General features: G+C 47.7%; 23 protein-coding genes. 2 read left to right on the forward strand and 21 right to left on the reverse strand.

The window, feature by feature from the left end; translation table 11 throughout:
* Positions 1-228 precede the first annotated feature (228 nt).
* The 15 genes from pheT to ACN08X_RS06220 all read right to left on the reverse strand — a co-directional run bounded on the left by pheT (position 229) and on the right by ACN08X_RS06220 (position 12,549).
* A complete protein-coding gene (gene pheT, locus ACN08X_RS06150) occupies positions 229-2,781 on the reverse strand; it encodes a phenylalanine--tRNA ligase subunit beta (RefSeq protein ID WP_419108229.1) in 2,553 nt (850 codons plus the stop codon).
* Positions 2,782-2,784: 3 nt separating this feature from the next.
* Positions 2,785-3,912 (reverse strand): phenylalanine--tRNA ligase subunit alpha, encoded by a 1,128-nt coding sequence (gene pheS / locus ACN08X_RS06155; protein WP_419108230.1) that lies wholly within the window; start codon positions 3,910-3,912, stop codon positions 2,785-2,787.
* A 62-nt stretch (positions 3,913-3,974) separates the two neighbouring features.
* On the reverse strand, positions 3,975-4,451 hold the full coding sequence (locus ACN08X_RS06160; protein ID WP_419108231.1) for a (deoxy)nucleoside triphosphate pyrophosphohydrolase: 477 nt from the start codon (positions 4,449-4,451) through the stop codon (positions 3,975-3,977).
* Positions 4,448-5,344, reverse strand: a complete 897-nt coding sequence (locus ACN08X_RS06165) for a TrmH family RNA methyltransferase (RefSeq protein ID WP_419108269.1) — start codon at positions 5,342-5,344, stop codon at positions 4,448-4,450. The genes ACN08X_RS06160 and ACN08X_RS06165 overlap by 4 nt, the downstream gene beginning before the upstream one ends.
* Before the next feature lie 154 nt (positions 5,345-5,498).
* Positions 5,499-5,882 (reverse strand): 50S ribosomal protein L20, encoded by a 384-nt coding sequence (gene rplT, locus ACN08X_RS06170; protein ID WP_419102204.1) that lies wholly within the window; start codon positions 5,880-5,882, stop codon positions 5,499-5,501.
* A 105-nt stretch (positions 5,883-5,987) separates the two neighbouring features.
* On the reverse strand, positions 5,988-6,182 hold the full coding sequence (rpmI, locus tag ACN08X_RS06175; protein WP_135011425.1) for a 50S ribosomal protein L35: 195 nt from the start codon (positions 6,180-6,182) through the stop codon (positions 5,988-5,990).
* 188 nt (positions 6,183-6,370) lie between these two features.
* Positions 6,371-7,030, reverse strand: a complete 660-nt coding sequence (infC, locus tag ACN08X_RS06180) for a translation initiation factor IF-3 (protein WP_419108270.1) — start codon at positions 7,028-7,030, stop codon at positions 6,371-6,373.
* A 266-nt stretch (positions 7,031-7,296) separates the two neighbouring features.
* Positions 7,297-7,665: a DUF1844 domain-containing protein gene (locus ACN08X_RS06185; RefSeq protein WP_419102203.1), complete on the reverse strand. Its 369-nt coding sequence runs from the start codon at positions 7,663-7,665 to the stop codon at positions 7,297-7,299.
* Positions 7,666-7,697: 32 nt separating this feature from the next.
* Positions 7,698-8,585: an SseB family protein gene (locus ACN08X_RS06190; RefSeq protein WP_419108232.1), complete on the reverse strand. Its 888-nt coding sequence runs from the start codon at positions 8,583-8,585 to the stop codon at positions 7,698-7,700.
* On the reverse strand, positions 8,585-9,334 hold the full coding sequence (gene priA, locus ACN08X_RS06195) for a bifunctional 1-(5-phosphoribosyl)-5-((5-phosphoribosylamino)methylideneamino)imidazole-4-carboxamide isomerase/phosphoribosylanthranilate isomerase PriA (RefSeq protein WP_419102201.1): 750 nt from the start codon (positions 9,332-9,334) through the stop codon (positions 8,585-8,587). The genes ACN08X_RS06190 and priA overlap by 1 nt, the downstream gene beginning before the upstream one ends.
* Positions 9,335-9,358: 24 nt before the next feature.
* Complete coding sequence (locus ACN08X_RS06200; protein ID WP_419102200.1) at positions 9,359-9,529, reverse strand: hypothetical protein; 171 nt, start codon at positions 9,527-9,529, stop codon at positions 9,359-9,361.
* Positions 9,529-10,227 (reverse strand): imidazole glycerol phosphate synthase subunit HisH, encoded by a 699-nt coding sequence (gene hisH, locus ACN08X_RS06205; RefSeq protein WP_419102230.1) that lies wholly within the window; start codon positions 10,225-10,227, stop codon positions 9,529-9,531. The genes ACN08X_RS06200 and hisH overlap by 1 nt, the downstream gene beginning before the upstream one ends.
* Positions 10,228-10,229: 2 nt before the next feature.
* Entirely contained in the window at positions 10,230-10,853 is a 624-nt protein-coding gene (gene hisB / locus ACN08X_RS06210) for an imidazoleglycerol-phosphate dehydratase HisB (RefSeq protein ID WP_419108233.1), read from the reverse strand.
* Between the two features lie 129 nt (positions 10,854-10,982).
* Positions 10,983-12,107: a histidinol-phosphate transaminase gene (locus tag ACN08X_RS06215; protein ID WP_419108234.1), complete on the reverse strand. Its 1,125-nt coding sequence runs from the start codon at positions 12,105-12,107 to the stop codon at positions 10,983-10,985.
* Between the two features lie 52 nt (positions 12,108-12,159).
* Positions 12,160-12,549, reverse strand: a complete 390-nt coding sequence (locus ACN08X_RS06220) for a LysM peptidoglycan-binding domain-containing protein (protein ID WP_419108235.1) — start codon at positions 12,547-12,549, stop codon at positions 12,160-12,162.
* 283 nt (positions 12,550-12,832) lie between these two features.
* On the opposite strand from ACN08X_RS06220, the gene lexA reads away from it, so the two are divergent.
* Positions 12,833-13,543: a transcriptional repressor LexA gene (lexA, locus tag ACN08X_RS06225; RefSeq protein WP_419102196.1), complete on the forward strand. Its 711-nt coding sequence runs from the start codon at positions 12,833-12,835 to the stop codon at positions 13,541-13,543.
* A 73-nt stretch (positions 13,544-13,616) separates the two neighbouring features.
* On the opposite strand, the gene ACN08X_RS06230 is transcribed toward lexA, so the two are convergent.
* Both ACN08X_RS06230 and hflX read right to left on the reverse strand, forming a co-directional pair.
* Complete coding sequence (locus ACN08X_RS06230; RefSeq protein WP_419108236.1) at positions 13,617-15,656, reverse strand: ATP-dependent DNA helicase; 2,040 nt, start codon at positions 15,654-15,656, stop codon at positions 13,617-13,619.
* Positions 15,653-17,269: a GTPase HflX gene (gene hflX / locus ACN08X_RS06235; RefSeq protein WP_419108237.1), complete on the reverse strand. Its 1,617-nt coding sequence runs from the start codon at positions 17,267-17,269 to the stop codon at positions 15,653-15,655. The genes ACN08X_RS06230 and hflX overlap by 4 nt, the downstream gene beginning before the upstream one ends.
* 124 nt (positions 17,270-17,393) lie before the next feature.
* Here hflX and ACN08X_RS06240 point away from each other — a divergent pair, with 124 nt between their 5' ends.
* On the forward strand, positions 17,394-18,014 hold the full coding sequence (locus ACN08X_RS06240; protein ID WP_419108238.1) for a class I SAM-dependent methyltransferase: 621 nt from the start codon (positions 17,394-17,396) through the stop codon (positions 18,012-18,014).
* Positions 18,015-18,061: 47 nt separating this feature from the next.
* Here the strand turns inward: ACN08X_RS06240 and dapF are convergent, their stop codons facing one another.
* The 4 genes from dapF to miaB are packed head-to-tail and all read right to left on the reverse strand — an operon-like array spanning position 18,062 to position 22,553.
* Complete coding sequence (gene dapF / locus ACN08X_RS06245; protein ID WP_419108239.1) at positions 18,062-18,985, reverse strand: diaminopimelate epimerase; 924 nt, start codon at positions 18,983-18,985, stop codon at positions 18,062-18,064.
* A gap of 19 nt (positions 18,986-19,004) precedes the next feature.
* On the reverse strand, positions 19,005-20,039 hold the full coding sequence (locus tag ACN08X_RS06250) for an acyltransferase family protein (protein WP_419108240.1): 1,035 nt from the start codon (positions 20,037-20,039) through the stop codon (positions 19,005-19,007).
* Positions 20,039-21,004 carry a tRNA (adenosine(37)-N6)-dimethylallyltransferase MiaA gene (miaA, locus tag ACN08X_RS06255; RefSeq protein WP_419108241.1) on the reverse strand — a complete coding sequence of 322 codons (966 nt, stop codon included), beginning with the start codon at positions 21,002-21,004 and terminating at the stop codon, positions 20,039-20,041. The genes ACN08X_RS06250 and miaA overlap by 1 nt, the downstream gene beginning before the upstream one ends.
* Positions 21,005-21,029: 25 nt before the next feature.
* Positions 21,030-22,553, reverse strand: a complete 1,524-nt coding sequence (miaB, locus tag ACN08X_RS06260) for a tRNA (N6-isopentenyl adenosine(37)-C2)-methylthiotransferase MiaB (protein ID WP_419102229.1) — start codon at positions 22,551-22,553, stop codon at positions 21,030-21,032.
* Positions 22,554-22,665 lie beyond the last annotated feature (112 nt).

The raw sequence follows: 22,665 nt of genomic DNA on the forward strand, positions 1-22,665 counted from the left end.
TGTTTTAGATAGTTTTCTCTCACTGAGGATAAGACACCATTGTACGTGTACTTCTCAAAAAGCCCCGTTAGATAACAACTAGAGTCCCCTGATTTCCTCAGAGATTTCTGATTTTTTCATTCTTCACGATAAACCTCATAAACTCCTGAAAAAATGGTGCTGACACCAGCACAAACTAGCATCAGCACCACAAACACCACCATGGATGCGCGTTAGAACAAACTACTCTTAGACACGAGGCACAGCACCAAAACGTTCTACTGCTACGGCCACAGCAGCCTCACGAGAAGCACTCGCTTCTTCAGCTGTCAGAGTACGGTCTGAAGCTCTAAAACGTAAAGCAAAAGCCACAGATTTCTTACCCTCAGGAATACCCTCACCGCGGTAATCATCAAAGATTCGTAAATCTTCTAGAAGTTCACCAGCGCCTTCAGATAAAGCCAGAGCCACATCAGCAGCGGGGACCTCGACATCAACTAATAATGCAACATCCTGCGTAGCTGCTGGGTACCCAAAAATGCTATAAGCCTCAACGACTTCAGCTTTATCCTCAAGCAATGCCGAGAAATTAATCTCAAAAGCACAAGTACGTTCAGGAAGATCGTGCTCTTTCAGTAGCTGTGGATGGAGCTCTCCTGCATAACCAATTACCGCACCAGAAGAATCAGAAAGTACAGCGGTACGGCCGGGATGGAAAGCCTGATGAGTCCCCTGAGCAAGTTTGAACTCTGCACCGGCGACATCAGCAATCAATCCCACAGCATCTAATGTGTCACGCCAATCATAAGCGCGAGCAGACGTACCAGGCATCTGTTCATGTTCATCACCACAGAATACACCAGAAATATACCGCGGTTGGTGAGGAATACCCGCATTCAAATCAGCAATAACCTCATCAGAAGGACGCTTCCCCAAACCAGGAATACTCTCCGAACCATGCTGAGTTGAAGGAACAAAAATATGCCCCGTCTCATAAAGAGCAAGGTTGCGGAACCCACGGGAAATATTACGTTTAAGAACGTCCATCAGCCCTGGAAGCAAAGACCGGCGAAGAAAACCTTGAGCCTCTGAAATCGGGTTAGCAAGCTGAATAGAGGCTACAACGTCACCGGCAACAGGCTGAGCCCACACGTTATTTGCTTGAGCAGAGACGAAAGGATAAGCGTACACTTCAGTCATCCCGCTTGAAGCAAGCGCGTCAAGAACACGACGGCGAGTCATCTGCTCAACAGTGTATCCGCGTCCAGGAGGAGCAACCGGAACAGTCGAAGGAATCTTGTCATATCCGATAAGACGAGCAACCTCTTCTGTCAGGTCTTCTTTATCTGTCAGGTCAGGACGCCATGTAGGAGGAAGCACCTCATACACATCATCAGCAGTCTTCACCTGAGCACCAATAGATTCCAATGTGCTAACAATCTCTTCCTGAGTGTATGCAACTCCAATACGAGATTGTGTGTAATCTGCAGGAAGGCAAATCGGTTGAGGTTGAACAGTATGGTTCACATCGCTAGATTCTGCGGCGATCGTTGCCCCAGCAAGTTCTACCAATAGTTCAACAGCACGCTGCGCAGCAGCTGCCTGCAACGCAGAATCTACGCCGCGTTCAAAACGTTTAGAAGCATCTGACGAGAGCTTATGACGACGCGACGAACGAGCAATAGAGACCTCATCAAAACGTGCAGACTCGATGAGAATCTCACGTGTTTCAGCCGTCACTTCAGTACTTGCTCCGCCCATAACACCGGCAAGAGCAATAGCACCAGAATCATCACAGATGACGAGATCTTCTGGATGTAAAGTACGTTCTTTCTCGTCTAAGGTTAGAAGAGTTTCACCTTCGCGAGCGCGACGTACTGACAATGAACCAGAAAGTTTCTGTGCATCGTAAAAGTGGAGTGGCTGCCCTGTCTCTAACATGACGTAGTTTGAGATGTCTACAGGGAGGGATACCGAACGAATTCCAGCTAAACGCAAACGTGAAGCCAGCCACAACGGAGTCGGGGTGTCCGATGCGACGTTGGTAACTTTGCGAGTGACGAAGCGTGTGCAACCAGGTTTGCCGTGGATAGGAGCTTCATCGTTGAGAGTGACCTCATGATCTGAGGGGTGTGTTTGAGGCGCGCGTTCTGCTAAGTCTGTGACGAAGTCATGGAAAGGCTCCCCTACTGCATGGCAGTATTCGCGTGCAATACCTCGAATGGAGAATGCATATCCGCGGTCAGGCGTGACATTAACTTCTGCGGCTTCATCGTATAAGCCCAGTAGTTCCATTGCGTCAGTACCGATTTCGGGGTCTAGCCCTAAATCAGATAAAACAATGATTCCGCCGGTGTCTTCACCTAATCCTAGTTCGCGGGCAGAGGCAAGCATACCAGCTGATTTGTGACCGTATGTTTTACGTGCAGTAATCGCAAAACCGCCAGGTAGTACAGCACCGGGGAGTGTGACAACAACTTTATCGCCCACTCTAAAGTTATGGGCACCACAGATAATTCCTTGAATCCCAGATTCTTCGATGCCTTTACCAGTGAGGGTTTGAGTCTGCCCTTCAGGGACAACACGCACCTGACACCAGTTCACGGTTTTACCGTTGGAGTGGGTTTCTGGTTCTTGAGAAAGGACCTGTCCAATGACAATCGGCCCTGAAATTTCGTCGGTAGGACGGTGAACGTCTTCTTCTTCGAGTCCAACCTTCACCAAGGTTTCCATGACGTCTTCGGAACGTGCTTCTTCAGGGACGGGTGCGTACTCACGCAACCATGAGAGAGGTATCCGCATCTTTTAAATCTCCATTCCAAACTGCTGTGAAAAGCGAACGTCGCCTTCAATAATGTCACGCATGTCTTCTACACCGTTGCGGAACATCAGGGTTCTTTCAATACCCATGCCGAACGCAAAACCAGAGTATTCTTCGGGGTCAATACCTGCTGCACGAAGCACCTGCGGGTTAACCATGCCGCAACCGCCCCATTCAATCCAGCGGGGCCCGCCCTTAGCCCCTGGGTGCCAGAGGTCTAGTTCGGCAGAAGGCTCCGTAAAGGGGAAGTAATTGGGGCGTAAACGAATTTTTGCGTCGTCACCGAACATCTCTCGAGCCATATGTTCAAGAGTTCCTTTGAGATCTGCCATGGTGAGCCCTTTATCGACGGCAAGACCTTCAATCTGGTGGAATACAGGAGTGTGAGTTGCGTCGAGTTCGTCAGTACGATACACCTGCCCAGGGCAGACAACATATACCGGAAGCTCACGAGTGAGCAAAGAACGCATCTGTACTGGTGAAGTATGAGTACGAAGCATCAAATGTGCCTGTACAGGCTCAACAAAGAATGTATCTTGAAGTTCACGGGCAGGATGGTCTGGAGGGAAATTCAATGAGTCAAAGTTGTACCATTCTGATTCGACTTCAGGGCCGTCAGCAACTTCCCATCCCATAGCCACAAAAATATCGGTGAGACGATCTTGCAAAATATTAATAGGATGCCGTCCGCCTAGTGCGCGACGTGCGGAAACAGCAGTAACATCTACCGCTTCCTCAACGAGAATACGAGCAGCGTGTTCTTCTTCAAGCTCACTATTACGCGCTTCGATAGCTTTACTCAGACGTCCACGAGCCTGCCCCATGAGTTTGCCGACCTCAGCTTTGTGCTCTTTAGAGAGGTGACGCATCTGCTTATTGGCGAGAGTGAAGCTTCCTTTATCTCCCAAGAAGGCTAAACGTGTTTGTTTGAGTTCATCAAAGGTGTTTGATGATTCTTCAACAGCAGCTAAGGCGCGTGAAAGTTCTTGGGAAAAAGCGTCCTTAACTCGCTCTATTCCCTGCACAGAATCTGCTTCAAGAACTTCTTGAAGGCTCGCCAGAGTATGGTAAGACTCTGGCAGATTAGTGCTTTCAGATAATGAATCAGTCATTAATAACTCGTCTCGTTGCATAGTGGTATAGCGCAGAATGCGCCTTTTATCTCGTCTTCATCCTAGTTTAGTGTACCTTCGGTGTTCTCTGTGCACAGTCCACTAGGATGAGGCATTGTTGTCATCTTTATCAGTTTTTGTACAATCGGGTAATCTGCCGGTATCCAGTCAAGCGATAGTAGGCTACTGTCAATATCAACCCATTGTATTTGTTGGTGTCCTTCAACCATATGAGCTTCTCCTGAAGAGATGGCGCAGAACCATACGCGCATGGCAGCTTGCTCTGATAAAGCCCACCCCTGAGAATAAGGTCCCGTAATCTCGTGCCCTAACGTGACGCGTATAGAAAGTTCTTCATAAAGTTCACGTGTTAAGGCTTGTTCACAGCTCTCACCGGTTTCAACTTTTCCGCCAGGAAACTCCCATAGACCAGCAAGTTCTTTGGGGGCGTGACGTTGCCCAATCAGAAGCCGAGTCGGATGTTCTAAAGAATCGACGATGGCCCCGCCAACAACTTGGAGAGGAAAAATATGGGTCATTTTTTCGTTCCGTGTTGCGCTCGAGCTGAAGCGTACAGGCATAATGCGGCAGCAACACTCACGTTGAGAGATTCTGCAGAACCATGAACAGGAACTGCAACGCGCTCATCAGCTAAAGCTTTCTCATCGGCGCTTAGCCCTTGAGCTTCGTTGCCCAATAGCCATACCGTTGGTTGAGAAAGATCGTATGAGCTCTCATCATGAGGGATTGCCCATCGTTTAGCGGCTGCAATATCCGATAGCTCGTCAAGGTCTAGTGCCCCGTACCCATCTGCAGCAAGAATACCCATACCGTAACGACGTGCAGTCTCAATAAAATCTGCCAAGGCTAGATTACTCACCACAGGAAGATGAAAAAGTGAACCGGCAGTAGAGCGCACGGTCTTAGGGTTATAGATATCTACGGTGTCTGCCGTGCTCACAATTAAATCGGCGCCAGCAGCATCGGCGGCACGAATAATAGTTCCCGCATTACCGGGGTCTTGCAGGCGCGCAAGGACAGCAACCAGTTGAGGTATTTTTCCTTGAGCCGAGAAAATACGTGATATATCGGGTTCTTGAATGAACGCTATAGCAATCATTCCTTGTGGGGTGACAGCATCCGACATGGCTTCGAGCACTTCTTCAGTGACCATGCGCATAAAAACTTTACGGCCTTGTTCTGGTGTCGGTGTGCCGTGTACTTTTTCGAGTAGTTCAGCAATATCACGGTGACGGTCGAAAGCACGTTCCGTTACGTATACGGCATCAAGAAGTGGCGTATGAAGATGCGCGTTGAGGGCTTCTCTTACGGCTTGCGGGCCTTCTACAAGAAATTGTTTTTTCTTATGACGCCCACGACGTGTTGCTAATGATGCGATGTCTTTAACACGGTCAGCCTGAGGGTTTTCCATGATAACGGGGGTACTTAAACGTTTTTTAAAATCCACGGTCTCCACTCTACCGGATATATATTTTTCTGTATCTTTTGCCCTGAAAAAGCCCAGAATACGATTGTGCCGTTCTCTACTTGTAGTAGAGAACGGCACAATCGTATTCTTTTAAGAATTATTCACCTTTAGGTGCAGAAGTGTCCTCAGGCAAGTTGTTCTTAGCAATCTCTACAAGTGCAGAGAAAGCTGCCGGCTCGTTGACTGCTAGTTCAGCCAACATACGACGATCAACTTCAACCTCAGCAGCTTTCAAGCCCTGAATGAAACGGTTGTAGGTGAGGCCCTCAGCACGAGCTGCAGCGTTGATACGCTGAATCCATAGGCGGCGGAAGTCACCCTTCTTTTTACGACGGTGATCGTAGCTGTATACCAATGAATGGATGACTTGTTCTTTTGCCTTACGGTAAAGGCGTGAACGCTGTCCGCGGTAACCGGATGCGCGTTCAAGAATTACTCGGCGCTTCTTATGCGCGTTAATCGCGCGTTTCACACGTGCCACGTGTGTCTCCTTCGTCTTATTGTCCTTGCTAGCTGATGCCAGTCAAGGAGCGAGTCTAAAAAGTTATTGCCCGTTGAGGCACAAGTTTCTCAAAGATGAGAGGGCTTATTTACCCAACATCTTTTTGATGACCTTAGCCTGACCGCCGGTAACAATCTGGTCAGAAGCCAGACGGCGGGTAAGGCGAGAGGACTTGTGCTCTAGGTAGTGGCGACGGTTGGCCTGCTGGCGCTTAACCTTGCCGGTACCGGTGAGCTTGAAGCGCTTTTTAGCACCAGAGTGGGTCTTCTGCTTCGGCATAGCTGCCGTTCTCCTTACGTTCTGCTTTTGGAGGATCTCCAAAAGAACTCTTGAGCGAATTTCTTCGCATGTACAAGGTAGGTTCATGTTTTCTACGGAAACTGAGAAAACATGACAATCGGAAAGACACCTGCAACGTTCAAAGAACATTGCTAGATGGCTATCCGCGCCGTTTCTACTTTGTTGTTCTATTCCGCTTCAGCTTGAGCCTGTGCTTTGAGCTCTGCTGGCATTGCATCTGCCAAAGAGTTCTTCACAGGAGTAGCTTGAGTAGTGTCGATACGTTCACGACCCTTGCGTCCGCCTGAGCGTTGTTGTGCTTCTTTACGTGCTTCAGCTTTACCACGAAGCGGAGAAAGAACCATTACCATGTTACGGCCGTCAATTCGGGGGGTTGACTCTACGGAACCAACCTCAACCAAATCGTCTGCCATGCGCTCTAGCAACCGCACACCCATCTCGGGGCGCTGCTGTTCACGACCACGGAATTGAATCATCGCCTTGACTTTGTCACCACCAGATAGGAAACGACGAGCGTGCCCTACCTTGGTTTCATAGTCATGAGTATCAATTTTGAGACGGAAACGGATTTCCTTCAAAGAAGCGTTAACTTGCTTCTTTCGGGATTCACGTGCTTTAACTGCGGCTTCGTACTTGTACTTACCGAAGTCCATGAGCTTACATACAGGCGGTTTCGCTGATGGTGCAACCTCTACAAGGTCCAAATCAGATTCTTGTGCAAGACGCAAGGCATCTTCAACACGAACAATGCCTACCTGCTCGCCGCCTGGCCCAACGAGGCGGACCTCTGGGACACGAATACGTTCATTAATGCGTGGATCGCTAATGAGTAGCTCCTGTTAGCTCAGTGGGTTTCCCCGTGAATAATAATCAGTACATAAAAGATATAAAAAACACCTTCGATGCACAGCAAACGAAGGTGTACTTCTTCAGTTTTCATTCTCATGAAAACCTACGAATAACCCGTCAACCTAATCATATGGATGAATGTGGCTGAAGCAGGTGGGAGTAACCTCCGCTTGCGAACTGTGTACAGTCTACCGGCTTTACGAACGCATTTCAACGTCAAACACAAAGATACTCACAAGATAGGTCACATTACCGGACCAGTGAACTTCTCCCCTGGACCTTGCCCCGGCGCATCAGGAATCATCGACGCTTCACGAAAAGCCAACTGCAAAGTTCGCAAGCCATCACGCAACGGAGCTGCATGCTGAGAACCAATTTCGGGAGCCGCCGCCGTCACCAACCCAGCAAGAGCCGTAATCAATTTACGAGCCTCGTCAAGGTCTTTGAGGTTTTGAGAATCCTCCCCTTCCGCTAAACCACATTTAACAGCAGCAGCGCTCATCAAATGCACCGCAGCGGTCGTCATAATTTCCACAGCAGGAACCTCAGCAATATCACGCACCTGCTCTTGAACTTTTTTCTGTTCCTCATCGAACGAATACTGATTAGACATAAATCCTCATCTCTACCTAAAAATCATTAACCTCATGACGAAGAGACCATCGACAAGACTAACTGCACCGAGTCTACCCGCTGACCCACTAATTCATCTGATGCCAAACGCCGTTGAAATTCCTCGACCACAACATTCAACTCAGATTGAGTCAAGCCAGGAAGTAACTCCACCACAATTTTAAGCTCTGGTCCGGCACCACCACCAGAGAGCAATTGCCCTTCAGCACTCTGAGACACAACACCATCACCAGCTACAGTACGGACACGAACAATACCACTGCCAACAGGAATCAACTCATTAAGCGCACGCTCCACCATCTCATCACGATAAGAAGGAGCCCAAGACTCGCCCTTAGCTAACGCCCACAACGCGGGACGACGCACAACAAACGTTAAGGACTCCCCCGGATCAACCACAAGTAGCTGCTGCCCATCTTCTACCGCAGAAAGAGCAGTTTTTCTCATCGAAGCAGCAACCGGACGAGCATGAGGGTGCCATCGTTGCAACGCTTTCACGTCAGTAAAAACAGGAAGAGCCTTCCGACCATCAGGAGCCTGAATGCTCACCAACGCCATATCTGCTTCTTTATCGGCAACGAGACCTTCATCAGTAACAACAGAATGAGATACCTCAGCAACAACAGGAACAAAAACTCGACACTGGCTTAGAGCACGAACAACATCTTCTTCCCGACAAGAACCAGAAACGAACTTCTCAAAAACCTCGGCAATAACAGCATCACGAGCACCATCATCCTGAGAAAATTGATGACGGTGGCTCGTTCCTTCACCTAAATTTCGCCCCTTCCAAGGCTGCCCACCAGTATCAGTTTCGCCCCCAGCACTGTTGAGCTGAGCCTGAATATGAGCGGGCAAAGAACGCGACGCAGAAGCTCCCGCAGAGTGACTATTACTCATTATTTTTCGGCGTTTTCTTCCGAGTAACCAGCAACCTCAAGAGCCTGCTCTAAAGTAAACTTTCCAGCGTAAAGAGCCTTACCCATAATGGCCCCCTCAACACCATAGGGAACTAGCTCACGCAAAGCACGGATGTCTTCGAGAGTTGAAATTCCGCCAGAGGCAACCACCGGCTTATCGGTTTTTTGCGCGACCTCTTTAAGAAGCTCAAGATTTGGTCCAGTCAAAGTTCCGTCTTTGGTTACGTCGGTGAGCACATAACGAGCGCAACCGTCAGCTTCTAAGCGTTCTAGAACATCCCACAGGTTACCGCCATCTTTAGTCCAACCACGAGCAGCTAAAGTTGTTCCACGCACGTCAAGACCAACAGCAATTTTCTCGCCATGTTCTGCAATCACTTTTCGAGTCCATTGCGGATTTTCGAGAGCGGCAGTACCCAAATTAATGCGAGCAGGGTTCAACGATAATGCCCGTTCTAGAGACTCATCGTCACGAATACCACCAGACATTTCAATATTAATATCGAGGTGTTCAGCAACAGAGGTCAGCACCTCGATGTTGTGGCCTCTGCCAAAAGCTGCATCTAAGTCAACGAGGTGAAGCCAACGCGCACCAGCATTCTGCCAAGCAAGAGCAGCCTCTACGGGATCCCCGTACCCAGTCTCCGAGCCGGCTTCACCTTGTACCAATCGCACAGCTTGCCCGTTCGCAACATCTACGGCGGGAAGAAGTTCTAAAAGAGTTGTCATCACACATTCCTTAAAAGTAAAAGTTTAGTTGTAGGCGAAGAGGACGTATCCCCCGTAGCCCATAAAAAGTAAAGCTACACAGAGCATGGCCAGCTGAACGATAAGAGGAAGTTTTTGTTGGCGAAAAGAAATTGCGCCACCGAGACAAAAAGCCCCTACTAGCATCAATAAGCTTCCTGAGAGAAAAGGGCTCATTATCTGTCCTTTCCTGCTGGGATAATCCGCCCTGTACGAGGTAAAGAATTAATCCAGTTCTGCAAGAGACGAATACCAGCCTGAGCAGATTTTTCTGGATGAAATTGTGTTGCGCTCAACGGGCCGTTTTCTACAGCAGCAATAAAAGGCACTCCGTGGGTAGACCAAGTGACTTGTGGAGGTAGCATTGCTTCATTATTTTGATCGAAGGACCATTCTTGCACCGCGTAGGAGTGCACAAAGTAGAAGCGTTCGTTTTCGATTCCGTCAAAGAGCACTGACCCTTCGGGGGCAGAGACAGTGTTCCACCCCATATGAGGGATAACCTCCGCGCGAAGTTTTTCTACTGTCCCAGGCCACTCTCCCATGCCCTCAGAGACGACGCCGTGTTCGTTTCCCTGTTCAAAGAACACCTGTAATCCAACGCAGATACCAAGAACAGGACGACCGCCGGCAATGCGCCGGCCAATCATACGAAGCGCATCAATCTTTTTGAGGCTCGTCATCACCGCATCAAATGCGCCGACTCCTGGAACGACTAGACCGTCTGCTCCAAGCACATCAGATTCTTGGCGAGAAAGAATCACGTCAGCTCCAGCTTGTTCTAAAGCGCGCACAGCAGAACGGACGTTGCCAGCACCATAATCTAAAACAACAACAACTGGTTTATTCTGCGATGATTGAACAGCTGCATTCATCATCAAAGTGCTCCTTTAGTTGAGGGAATACCAGAATGACGGGGGTCAGGTTCAACCGCTTGACGCAACGCACGTGCGAGGGCTTTGAATTGAGCTTCTGCAATATGGTGAGGATCTCGCCCTCCTAATAACGTCATGTGTAGGCAGATTCCAGCATGATAAGCGATAGCTTCAAGAACGTGGCGAACCATCGAGCCGGTAAAGTGCCCACCAATGAGGTGGAATTCGTAGCCTTCTGGTTCTCCCGTATGTACAAGGTATGGGCGCCCTGAGATATCAACGACGCACTGAGCTAAAGCTTCGTCGAGGGGAACTGTTGCTTGCCCAAAACGACGGATACCAGCTTTATTACCGAGAGCTTCACGAATCACCTCACCGAGCACAATGCCGGTATCTTCGACGGTGTGATGTACGTCGATGTGGGTATCGCCGCTGCATTTGATGGTCATGTCAATCAGGGAATGCTTCGCAAGAGCTGTGAGCATATGATCGTAAAAAGGCACGCTGGTGTCGATATCAGAACACCCCTCACCGTCTAAGTTAATCTCAATAAAGACAGAGGACTCACTCGTAGTACGTTCTAATCTGGCGGTACGGGGGCCAATTCCTGTAGTGCTTGCTGGCATTGGTTACCTATATATTCTGGGTTTATATGATGTACACGTAAGGTATCTGTTGATAGTAAGGAGCAGATACTTCGTCTTGGCGACTCTTGATGAGAAAAGTTCTGTTATAAGAATCATCTCATGTTGATGTTAGCAAGAGGCTGGTAGTTCTCCGGAATGTTCCAAATACTTCTTAAGGCTTTCAAGGAAAGCTGTTGTTTCTGATGCTGTTCCGGCAGTGACGCGTAGATGTCCGGCGATACCGTTATCTCGTACTAGAATGCCATCGTTTAGAAGCCATTGCCATGCTTCTTTTTCGTCGCGTAAGCCTGAGAAAAAGATGAAATTAGAATCTGATACAGCTGGATGTAAACCGTATTCTTTGAGAGTTTTTACGATACGGTCACGTTGGGTTCTAATATCTTGTACGTTAGCGAGCAGTCCTTCTCGATGGCGTAAGGCTGCTATTGCGACAGCCTGTGTGACGCTGGATAGATGGTACGGCAAGCGAACAAGACGCACCGCATCAGCAATCGCGGGGTCTGCGGCAAAATATCCTAACCGAGCTCCGGCAAAAGCAAAGGCTTTACTCATGGTACGGCTTACGACCAGCCGAGGGCGGTTTGGCAGAAGAGTTAGCGCATGAGCAGAGGTATCTTGAGCGAATTCAGCGTACGCTTCGTCCACGATGGTGACACCCTCGTGCTCTTGCATTGCTTCGTAGACAGCTTCAATAACGTCTAGCCCAAGCCCTGTTCCTGTTGGGTTATTAGGAGAACATAAAACAACGATATTTGGTCGATGTTTTTGAATTTGGGTGACAGCAGATGTTGCATCGAGAGAAAAATCGGGTGCGCGTTTTCCCGCGATGAAGCGAGTGTTTGTTCCATCAGCTAAGAGAGGGTACATCGAATAGGTAGGGACGAAGCTCATCACGCTTCGTCCTGGCCCACCAAAGACTTGGAATAACTGTTGCAATACTTCATTAGAACCGTTAGCAGCCCAAATATTTTCGGGTTTAAGTCCGTGTCCTAGATAGTCGGCGAGTTCTTCACGAAGAGCCGTAAATTCCCTATCGGGGTAACGATTCAGGGTACGCGCTACCGTTGCTATTTCTGCGGTAATTGCGTCAATAACTTCTTGAGGCATTGGGTGCGTATTTTCGTTGACGTTGAGAGTAATAGGAACGTCAATCATCGGAGCACCATAGGGAGAGCGCCCTCGTAAGTCGTCACGAATAGGTAATGCTGAAAGGGGGTCTAATGCTTCATTCACTCCTACAGTCTATCGAGAACAGATAGTCATCGCACATTCTTCTCTCAAGTTCTCAAGACGAGTAGATAGGCACTTCGAGCTTTTGCCCAATATCTAGGGATGTTGATGATAAATCGTTAATTTGTATGATGTGAAGCAAAACGTCACGAACATCCATACCTGCAGAATGTTCTTCAGCAATACTCCATAAAGTATCACCGTATCCAACCGTGACTTGTTCGGTCACTTGATGTAGCTCTTGCATCGTTGAAGCATGGGCGGTGTTCACCACGTAAAAACAGGCTAATAGAGTCAATAATGCGATGCAGCAAAGAACCACGCCTATTAGAAAGGAAATACGATAGTTGCCCCAATAAACTCGTGAGGTGTTCTGTGGCATTGAACGTGAAGAGACTACGACACGTACAGGTACTGAACCTTTGAAAGACAGAACGTTTGACATATTTCCTCCTGATAGCAATAGAGCTATATATCGAATATTCACCCTGAATAAATCGAAACTATGTTCTATATAGTACATATGTTCTATCAGAAAATTCGAATATAGTCGAGAAAAACTAGAACAAATGTTTGAACTTTTTCGATACGTGCCATACTCTTGTCCTAACACTGTTTATTGGCAGGTAGTGTTTAACGACTTTTAAAATCCCCTATGTCAGCAATGGCTAGGGGTGCTACGCCAGAACATCATTAGACAGGCCCCTCAACATGGACAAAGGAACGCCGTGAGCGATAACACATACTCCAGCGCTACTATTGCGCCACAATCTGGCAGAAAACCTCTCAGTTCACGTCAACAACACATCTTGACTGCCATCTCTGAAGCTATAGACACCCACGGTTACCCCCCTTCAATGCGAGAAATTGGAGATATCGTAGGTCTCGCATCCTTATCATCAGTAACACACCAGCTCTCACAACTAGAAAAACTAGGCTACATCCGACGAGACCCCAAACGCCCACGAGCCATCGAAATACTCGCAGAAGAACAAGAAACGACTGAAGAAAAAAGCACCGAATCGGTCATCGTTCAGTTACCAACACCTCAACACAACAGCGAAGATTTCGCTGTAGTACCCCTAGTCGGAAGAATCGCCGCAGGCGGTCCCATCACCGCAGAACAATCCGTCGAAGACGTCATGACATTGCCACGCCAAATTGTTGGCAACGGAGACTTATTCATGCTCCATGTCAAAGGAGACTCCATGATTGACGCAGCAATCTGTGACGGAGACTGGGTTGTCGTCCGCGCACAACAAACCGCAAATAATGGAGATATCGTTGCAGCACTCCTCGAAGACGAAGCAACCGTCAAAACTTTCCGCCAACGCGACGGACACACCTGGCTACTACCACAAAACACCCGATACGAACCCATACTCGGCGATAACGCCACCATCATGGGCAAAGTCGTATCAGTATTACGAAGTCTCTAATACCAAAACCACATAAAAAAAATATTGGGTGTATTCCTGCCTCTAACAGGAACACACCCAATATTTTTATGCGCTAACTCACTTGTACATGCAAGCGATGCAAAGCACCACATACAACATCAGTTCTTGTAGTCTTCCAAAAAGGAGGCAAAGCACTCATCAAATATCCAGAATACCGTTGAGTAGCCAACCGAGAATCAAGAACAGCAACCACACCACGATCATCACTAGAACGAATCAAACGCCCCACACCCTGAGCCATACGAACAGCCGCATATGACGCAGAAACACTCATAAAACCGTTACCACCACGAGAAGCAACAGACCGAGTACGAGCCTGAATCAAAGGATCGTTAGGACGAGGGAACGGAATACGATCAATCAGTACCAGACGGCAAGAATCCCCCGGCACATCAACACCCTGCCACAAACTCATCGTCCCAAAAAGACACGAATCTCTATCCTCAGAAAATTCCTTCACCAAAGAGCCAAGCGAAGACTCTCCCTGCACCAGAACAGAAACATCGGTATGTTCACGAAGATACTCTGCCGCATCCTCAGCCGCACGCCTCGAAGAAAAAAGCCCCAAAGCACCACCGTTAGAAGCCTCTACCAGCTCACACATACGCTCTAATTGAGCAGTAGAAATCCCCTGAGATGGTTTAGCAATATCAGCAGCAACATACAGCAGACCTTGTTTAGGGTAATCAAAAGGAGAACCAACATCTAGCCCCTCCCATCGAGGAGCACCTGCACCGCTCAGCCCCAAAGAATGAGCAACCACATCAAAAGATTCCCCCAACTTTAACGTTGCAGAGGTCAGCACCACCGTCCGCCCGTCAAAAAGTCCTTCACGTAGCTGCATCGCAACCGATAAAGGAGCAATATACAACGTTGCGGGGTCATCATCAGAAGCAGGAGCATAACCACGCCCAGCTTCCCACAACTGTGGACGAGATAGCCACACCACCTCATGATGCTCGTCAGCGCCCAATAGCCGTTCAGCTATCTCTAATAACTCTGAAAGAGCGCTACGCGCCAACTGACGTGGTGCATCACTATCTTTAGAATCACTTTTCGTATCAGATAATGCTACACGTGCAGCTTCACGCACCAGCTCCACAGAATGAGCAATACTCTCCGTCAAGCCACGAGGTAAAAGCTCTGCAGCAACGCCACGTAAAGACGTTTCTAAAGCGCTACCAGCATGCTCTAAAGGATCAGAACTAGCTTTCGTGTGTTTACGTACCAAACGAGCAGCCGAATATACCATTCCGGCAGAAAGAGAGCCCGTCACAGCACCCGTCACACGGTCTGCCAACTCATGTGCCTCATCAATAACAACAACCTCATGCTCCGGCAAAACACCAATACCTTCAAAAGCATTAATCGCTAAAAGAGCATGATTCGTAATAATAATATCTGATTGAGCAGCCTTCTCACGCGCAAGCTCACTAAAACAAGACTCCACCAAAGGACAGCGTTTACCCAAACATTCAGCAGCAGAAACAGAGACTTGACGCCAAGCACGATCAGAAACACCGGGTTTAATATCGTCCCTGTCACCAGTATCAGTTGTCTGAGCCCACTGACGAAGACGCAACACTTCCTGACCAAGACGGCCAACAGAACCACTGGCCACATCTGCAGCAAAAAGAGTGTCCTCTTGTTCATCGTCGGGGTAACCGCCCTCAAGCTTATGAACACACACATAATTATTACGGCCCTTGAGAACAGCAACATCAGTTTGCCCCTCAGGAACATTCGAAAGGGTTTCTAAAAGTCGCGGTAAATCACGATTGATAATCTGCGTTTGCAACGCCAAAGTCGCCGTCGCAACCACAATAGGCTTATCCGAAAATTGAGCATAATGAACAGCAGGAATCAGATAGCCCAAAGACTTTCCCGTTCCCGTACCAGCTTGGACCAGCAGATGCCGTTTCAGTTCAAAGGACTGAGCCACATGAGCGAGCATTTTCCGTTGCCCAGAACGCTGTTCTCCCCCGCTAGAAGCAATCACATGATCTAGTAGTTCAAGAGCAGGCTTCGCTCCAGGCAACGTCTCAAGTTCTTCTCCAGTAGGAGCGCTCACCCGTTCTTCACAAGAACTCATCGAGAAGAAACCTCAACAGCACCATCCTGACGAGCTTGTTCAATCTCTGGTCGTAAGACTTCCATCAACTCGTCGTCTAAAGCATATTCTGCTAGTTCAGAGGAAAGTTGTTCACGAACCAGCACTTGAATATATGTCCCGTCAGAAACAAAAGCTGTTGATAGAATCTCCGCATCCCACTGATGCAAACGAGAAACGACCTCACCATGCGTATATGGGATAAGCAGATTCAGCTGAACCGAAGGGCGTGGAATACGCTGAGCAATAATTTCTTGAAGCTCTACAATGCCCTGTCCCGTACGAGCAGACACCACCACAGTATCTCGTTCACGTTGCTGTACGCGTTCGAGCACCATCGGGTCAGCAGCATCTGCCTTGTTCAAAACAATAATCTCAGGAATCTCGTGCGCATCTACTTCATGTAGAACTTCACGAACTGCCTTAATCTGTCCCTCAGGATCAGGATGAGATCCATCAACAACATGCACGATGACGTCAGCATCAGCAATTTCTTCAAGCGTAGAGCGGAAAGCCTCTACCAGCTGTGTAGGTAAAGAACGCACAAAACCTACCGTGTCAGAAAGCGTATAGCCAACACCATCAGGTGTCTGCGCCTTACGGACCGTAGGGTCAAGAGTTGCGAATAAAGCATTCTCAACGAGGACACCAGCATCAGTCAAACGATTCAGCAAAGAAGACTTACCAGCGTTGGTATAGCCAGCAATCGCCACAGAAGGAAGGTCATGACGCTGACGATTCAAACGCTTGGTCTGGCGAGAGGGCGCCATCGCCGCAATCTCACGACGTAGCTTTGCCATACGAGCACGCAGACGACGACGGTCCATCTCAATTTTGGTTTCACCAGGACCACGTGAACCAATACCCTCACCAGACGCGGCACGCCCACCTGCCTGACGAGACAGAGATTCACCCCAGCCACGCAAACGAGGAAGCATATATTCAAGCTGAGCCAACTCAACTTGAGCTTTACCCTCACGGGATTTTGCGTGTTGAGCAAAAATATCAAGAATCAAAGCAGTACGGTCAATGACTTTGACCTTCACAATATCCTCTAACGCACGACGCTGAGAAGGAGCCAACTCTGAATCAACGATAACAGTATCAGCACCAGTCGCCTGCACAATATCTTTAAGTTCAAGTGCTTTACCTGAACCGAGAAAAGTGCCAGGGTCTGGTTTTAAACGACGTTGAATAATGCCGTCCAAGACTTCTGAACCCGCTGTCTGCGCCAAGGCAGCAAGCTCACGCAAAGAATTTTCTGCGTCGGCAACGGTACCTTCTGTCCATAATCCAGCAAGAACCACACGCTCTAGACGAAGCTGACGGTACTCAACCTCTGTAACGTCTTCAAGTTCTGTTGATAGACCCGCAACACGTCGCAAGGCTCGACGCTCAGCAAGATCTTCTTGAGCGCCATCATAGTGTGAATGTTCAACATCCACGGCAGATATTTCGCGTGCTTGTTCGTCCAAAACACGCGCCCCAGAACGAGAAGATGCAGAACGCCCAAGAACACGGTCTACGGTCTCTCTCAACAGTTCGTCGCTAGGGAGTTTCTGAGGATTCTGCTCATTAAATTCAGAAGTATTCATAGTACCTTTCGTCAATCTGCTCTCATTCTACAGCCCTTATTCAGTATGAAGCCACGATATTTCTTCGAGCTCAGAGGAAGAAGGTTCAAGCGCCAGCTTCTGTTTTCCCGTAAAGTAGTGAGCTATGGTTGCCGAACATTATTTTTCCGCTACACCCAATAGCGATTTCTCCCCTCGTGAAATTGACGTCACTCTAACAAACCAACGAGTACGAGTACAAAGCGCATCGGGTATTTTTAGTCCCAGCGGTATCGACAAAGGCACCGCAATACTCCTTGAGAACGTGCCCGAGCCGGAAGGCACATCATTTCTCGATATCGGCACGGGGTGGGGCCCTATTACCCTGACCTTGGCGTTAAAAAACCCTCAAGCTCAGGTCACCGGTGTTGAGGTTAACGAACGTTCTGCGCACCTCACCCGTACCAATGCGCAAAAGCTAGGGCTTACCAATGTGACGGTCTACACTCCAGAAGAAGTACCTCAAGATTTACGGTTTGACACCATCTGGTCTAATCCACCTATCCGTGTAGGAAAAGATATCCTACACAACATATTGCGTACATGGATTCCACGGTTAAACGTGGGCGGATGCGCATATCTCGTGGTTCAAAAGAACCTCGGGGCAGATTCTTTACAAAAATGGTTAGCACACGAATTAGAAGAACAGCCACAGGGAACCTTTCAAGTATCACGCTACAGTACCTCTAAAGGGTTCCGAATCCTTGAAGTTGTTCGCAACGCTTAAAAAGATGATGTGAGGTTCTCAAAGCATAGAACCTCACATCATCACGACTATACAAGAACGACTTTTCCAACCATACTAGCCGAACCTGCTAGCACCACATGTTCGAGGTCGTCAGGGCCCGTTACAAAGGTGACAGCTAAAGTTCCCCCAGGAACGTACACGAGCCATTCGTCAGGGGCATCGTCTCCAGCCCAGAATCGGGTTGCCGCAGCTGCTGCGCAAGCACCAGTACCGCAAGAGAGAGTCTCCCCCACACCACGCTCATAAACGCGCATCCGAATAGCGCCCACATGCGCTAACCCTGTTTCAGCTTCTGTATCCTCAATTTCTTCAGGAACAACAAACTCTACATTCGTACCGTGGGCAGGTGTCGGGCTCACTTTCGGGGCAGCATCAAGGCTCAGCCCATCAAGTTTTCCGTCAGTGCCCAAAGCGACAACAGTATGGGGGTTTCCCATCGAGATAGAAAGTGCCGAACGCGGTGTTTTAAGTCCACGGACGCTGACCTGTGAGTCCACACCACTTTCACGAGCGACGTCTCCATCCATGAAGCTCCACGGCCCCATATCAATGGCGTATCCGTTGTCTGTTCGCCCCACGGTCTTCACTCCAGCACGGGTGCTAATGCGTACTCGTTCGCCTTCTTCAAGCGTCAACAAGTCTTCAGAAACCAAATATTCTACGAAAGCTCGAACACCATTACCGCACATCTCTGCGATGGTTCCGTCAGCATTACGATAATCCATAAACCAGCGGTCTTCAGGTGCATCAGATTCCATCATCTGTGCTTTGACTGCGCGAATAAAACCGTCAGCACCAATACCAAAGTGACGGTCGCAGACACGGGCAATGAGTTCTTCTGGTAGTTTTAGCTGTTTTTCAGGGTCAGTGACGAAAATAAAGTCGTTACCAGTCCCGTGTCCTTTAGTTAAAGGAACACCGCTGAGATCTCCCCAAGATATATCTTGCATTTATTTACCTTCTATCCCTTTAGATTTTATTTTTTAGGCTCATTGCCGGTTTTTCAACAAACGTCCAAGAAAGATAAGCAAGCACCAACGTAGCAGATAAAACAATAATATTATTTGTAACCATACCTAAGACTGGAATACCCACCATAACTACAAGTTGTTGCACTGGAAAAGCATAAATGTAGACACCATAAGATAAATCATTTCTATAACCAATATAGATTTTTATGATACATGCAAGGGAAAGAATTCCATAGGCAAAAAATATTTGAGAAACATGCAATGCGTCAGAGAACATATCAAGAGCAGATACTAATAAAATAATAGTTAATGAAATTAGAGACGGTATTAGCGATACACGAATTTTATCGCCCCATACATAAAGTACAGAACCAGCAAGAAACATAGGTACAAGACGCGCAAAGTTGTAGTACATATTCGTACTTGTATTGACCATTTCAAGCAACGGATACATACCTAAGCTGACAACAAAAGCAATAGTAAACGTCCACCTTTGCCAATCCTTAATAATAGGTATGTAGGCTAGAGGAATGATACATAAATAGGCGATAAATTCATACCAAAGCGTCCAAAGCGACCCATTCCAAGCTTTATCAAAAGGAACTCCAACAGGACCTCCGGAGATATCGAATTGATTCATCTTCAACAAAAAATTATTAATAATAAATTCAAAGGACGAGTTCAGATTAAGAGCCCCAGAAGAAAAACCTAGAAAATAAGAAATAGGGTAAGCTACAAAAGATACAAATATCAAAGAAACCCAAAAACCGGGGAATATTCTCAGGAATCTTCTCCATATATAAGAAAAAATATTAACATTTTGAGCACTAGCAAGAATCAAAAATCCCGATATACAAAAAAATAAATTTACAGCTAAACCTCCCAAAAATTCTAATCGGCCATGGGAGCCATAGGCAAGAGGATACGAATGTCCCAAAATCACAAATATAGCAAGACATAAACGAATAAAGTTAAGAGAATTTCTTTGTTTTAATATACCGTCACGCAATGTAACATTATCAGAATGAAACACTATTTTTCACTTTCATCTAACATGAACAGACCTGTTAAATCATTTAATTTAAGAATTTTTTGGCGCTCTTCATTGTCTAGCCATTGTACTCGAGAATCAGCGTTAAACCATGTGATTTGACGGCGTGCAAACTGACGAGTCGCAGTCGTGGTATCTATCATAGCCTGTTCTAAAGAATAGCTCTTGGACGCAGAACGTTCTGCATCGATAAGACGCAAAAATTCCCTATACCCAATCGCCCGAGATGACGTTTTCCCCTCTCGAAGGCCTAAAGATTCTAAAGAGCGGACTTCATCTACAAGCCCCCGTTGAACCATTTTTTCGACCCGAGCTTCTAAACGCTGATGCAGCTGAGAACGTTCACAGTTAATGCCTACTTGCACAGCAGGCTGAAAATACTCACGTTCAGGCATAAAAGAAGAAAACGTTCGTCCTGACACTTCCCACACTTCTAAAGCACGCACTAGACGCCTGTCATCGTGCACGCGAGATGCCGATACTGGATCAACCTCATTCAACCGTCGGAGAAGAACACCACGCCCCTGTTCAATAAGCTCTCGCTCTAGTCGTTGACGCACCTGAGCATCAGTAGGAGGAAAATCTAAAATATCTAAAGCGGCACGAACATAAAGCCCAGAGCCGCCCACCATAATGGGATATTTTCCACGTGAACGAATCTGGTCGAAGAGTTCTCTTGCTTGCTGCTGGAAAACGGCTACAGAAGCTTCATCACGAATGTCGAGAATATCCAGAAGATGGTGAGGAATCCCCCGCATCTCTTCTACGGTCACTTTAGCCGTGCCAATATCCATCCCCCGATAGAACTGCATCGAATCAGCATTAATACACTCTCCGCCGAGGTGTTGAGCTAACTCAATCGCAAAGTCCGTTTTCCCTGCACCGGTTGGGCCGACAACAGCAATGACGGGTACAACGTGTTCTTCTTGAACTTTAGAAGCAGGCATGGCTATTACACACCACCTTTAGCGGTTAGGAACGAAAAGTGGGAAACCCTAAGTTCACCGGTGTCCCAGGAACTTGAGTAGTGCCAGTTGTACCGCAAGAATCAGCTTGTGCTCTATCCCAAGCATCTCCTGCACGTGAACGGCGTAAAGAATACTCTTCAGCGCTAGGGTCTGAAATCAGGTGGAAAGAACCGGCTTCCGTAATGGGTAAAGTGACGAGGTCTCCGGGTCGAGGTTGCTCGCAACCAGCAGGGACAGAAAAATGCACCAAACGCTGGTCTTGGGCACGTCCGGCAAGACGATGAGTTTGTTCTGCTTTACGACCTGACTCTGCGACCACCATGAGTTCTACCGTTTTTCCTAGTTGTTTACGGTTTTCTTCACCAGCGATACGGTCTTGTAAAGCAATAAGACGCTCATAGCGTTCTTGAACAATTTCTTTAGGTATTTGGTTCTCCATTGTTGCAGCTGGAGTACCAGGACGAATCGAATATTGGAAAGTAAAGGCGGAGGAAAAACGTGCTTGTTCAACAACTTTTAGTGTCTCTTGGAAGTCTTCTTCAGTTTCTCCAGGGAACCCGACAATAATATCCGTAGTAATCACAGCTTCAGGAATACGGGCACGAACTTTATCTAAGATGCCGAGGAACTTCTTAGACCGATATGAACGACGCATATCTTTAAGCACCTTATCTGAACCAGATTGCAAAGGCATATGTAGTACCGGCATAACGTTTGGTGTCTCAGCCATTGCGTCGATGACGTCGTCGGTAAACATTGCAGGGTGTGGTGAGGTGAACCGGACTCGTTCAAGGCCCTCAATATTTCCGCAGGCACGCAGAAGTTTTGAGAAAGCCTGACGGTCACCAAAATCTACACCATAAGAGTTCACATTTTGCCCAAGAAGAGTGACTTCAATAGCGCCGTCGTCGACAAGTGCTTGAACTTCTGCAAGGACTTCTCCAGGGCGGCGGTCATTCTCTTTACCGCGTAGGCTTGGCACAATACAGAAAGTGCAGGTGTTGTTACAACCGACAGAGATAGAGACCCAGCCTGAATATACGTTATCTCGTTTAGTCGGCAGCGTGGAGGGAAAGACTTCAAGAGATTCAAGAAGCTCCGCTTGTGCTTGGTGGTTATGACGTGCACGTTCTAACAATGTTGGTAGTGAGCCGATATTATGTGTTCCAAAGACGACATCTACCCACGGCGCTTTTTTGATGATGGTATCTTGATCTTTTTGCGCTAAGCATCCGCCGACAGCAATCTGCATGCCTTCGTGGGCTCGTTTTACAGGAGCAAGCTGACCGAGGTTACCGTATAGCTTGTTGTCAGCATTTTCACGTACAGCACAAGTGTTAAAGACAATGAGATCTGGTGTTTGTTCTGAGCTGGCGGGTACATAGCCATTAGCTTCGAGTAGCCCGCTCATACGTTCGGAATCGTGAACGTTCATCTGACAGCCGAAAGTACGAACTTCATAGGTTCGTGAAGGCTTAGAGGTCGTTGCACACGTAGTTGAAGAAGTCTGTTGTTCAGGAAGATTCAAAGTCACTCTTTAACCCTACTCGATGAAATATACTGTCAGGCTGTCACTAAGAGTAGATTCTACGGGTTTTTGGTCACTCATACCAAAGTACGTATAGCGCCAACCAATACGA

The organism is Rothia sp. P6271 (assembly GCF_048512995.1).
Classification (GTDB): Bacteria; Actinomycetota; Actinomycetes; order Actinomycetales; family Micrococcaceae; genus Rothia.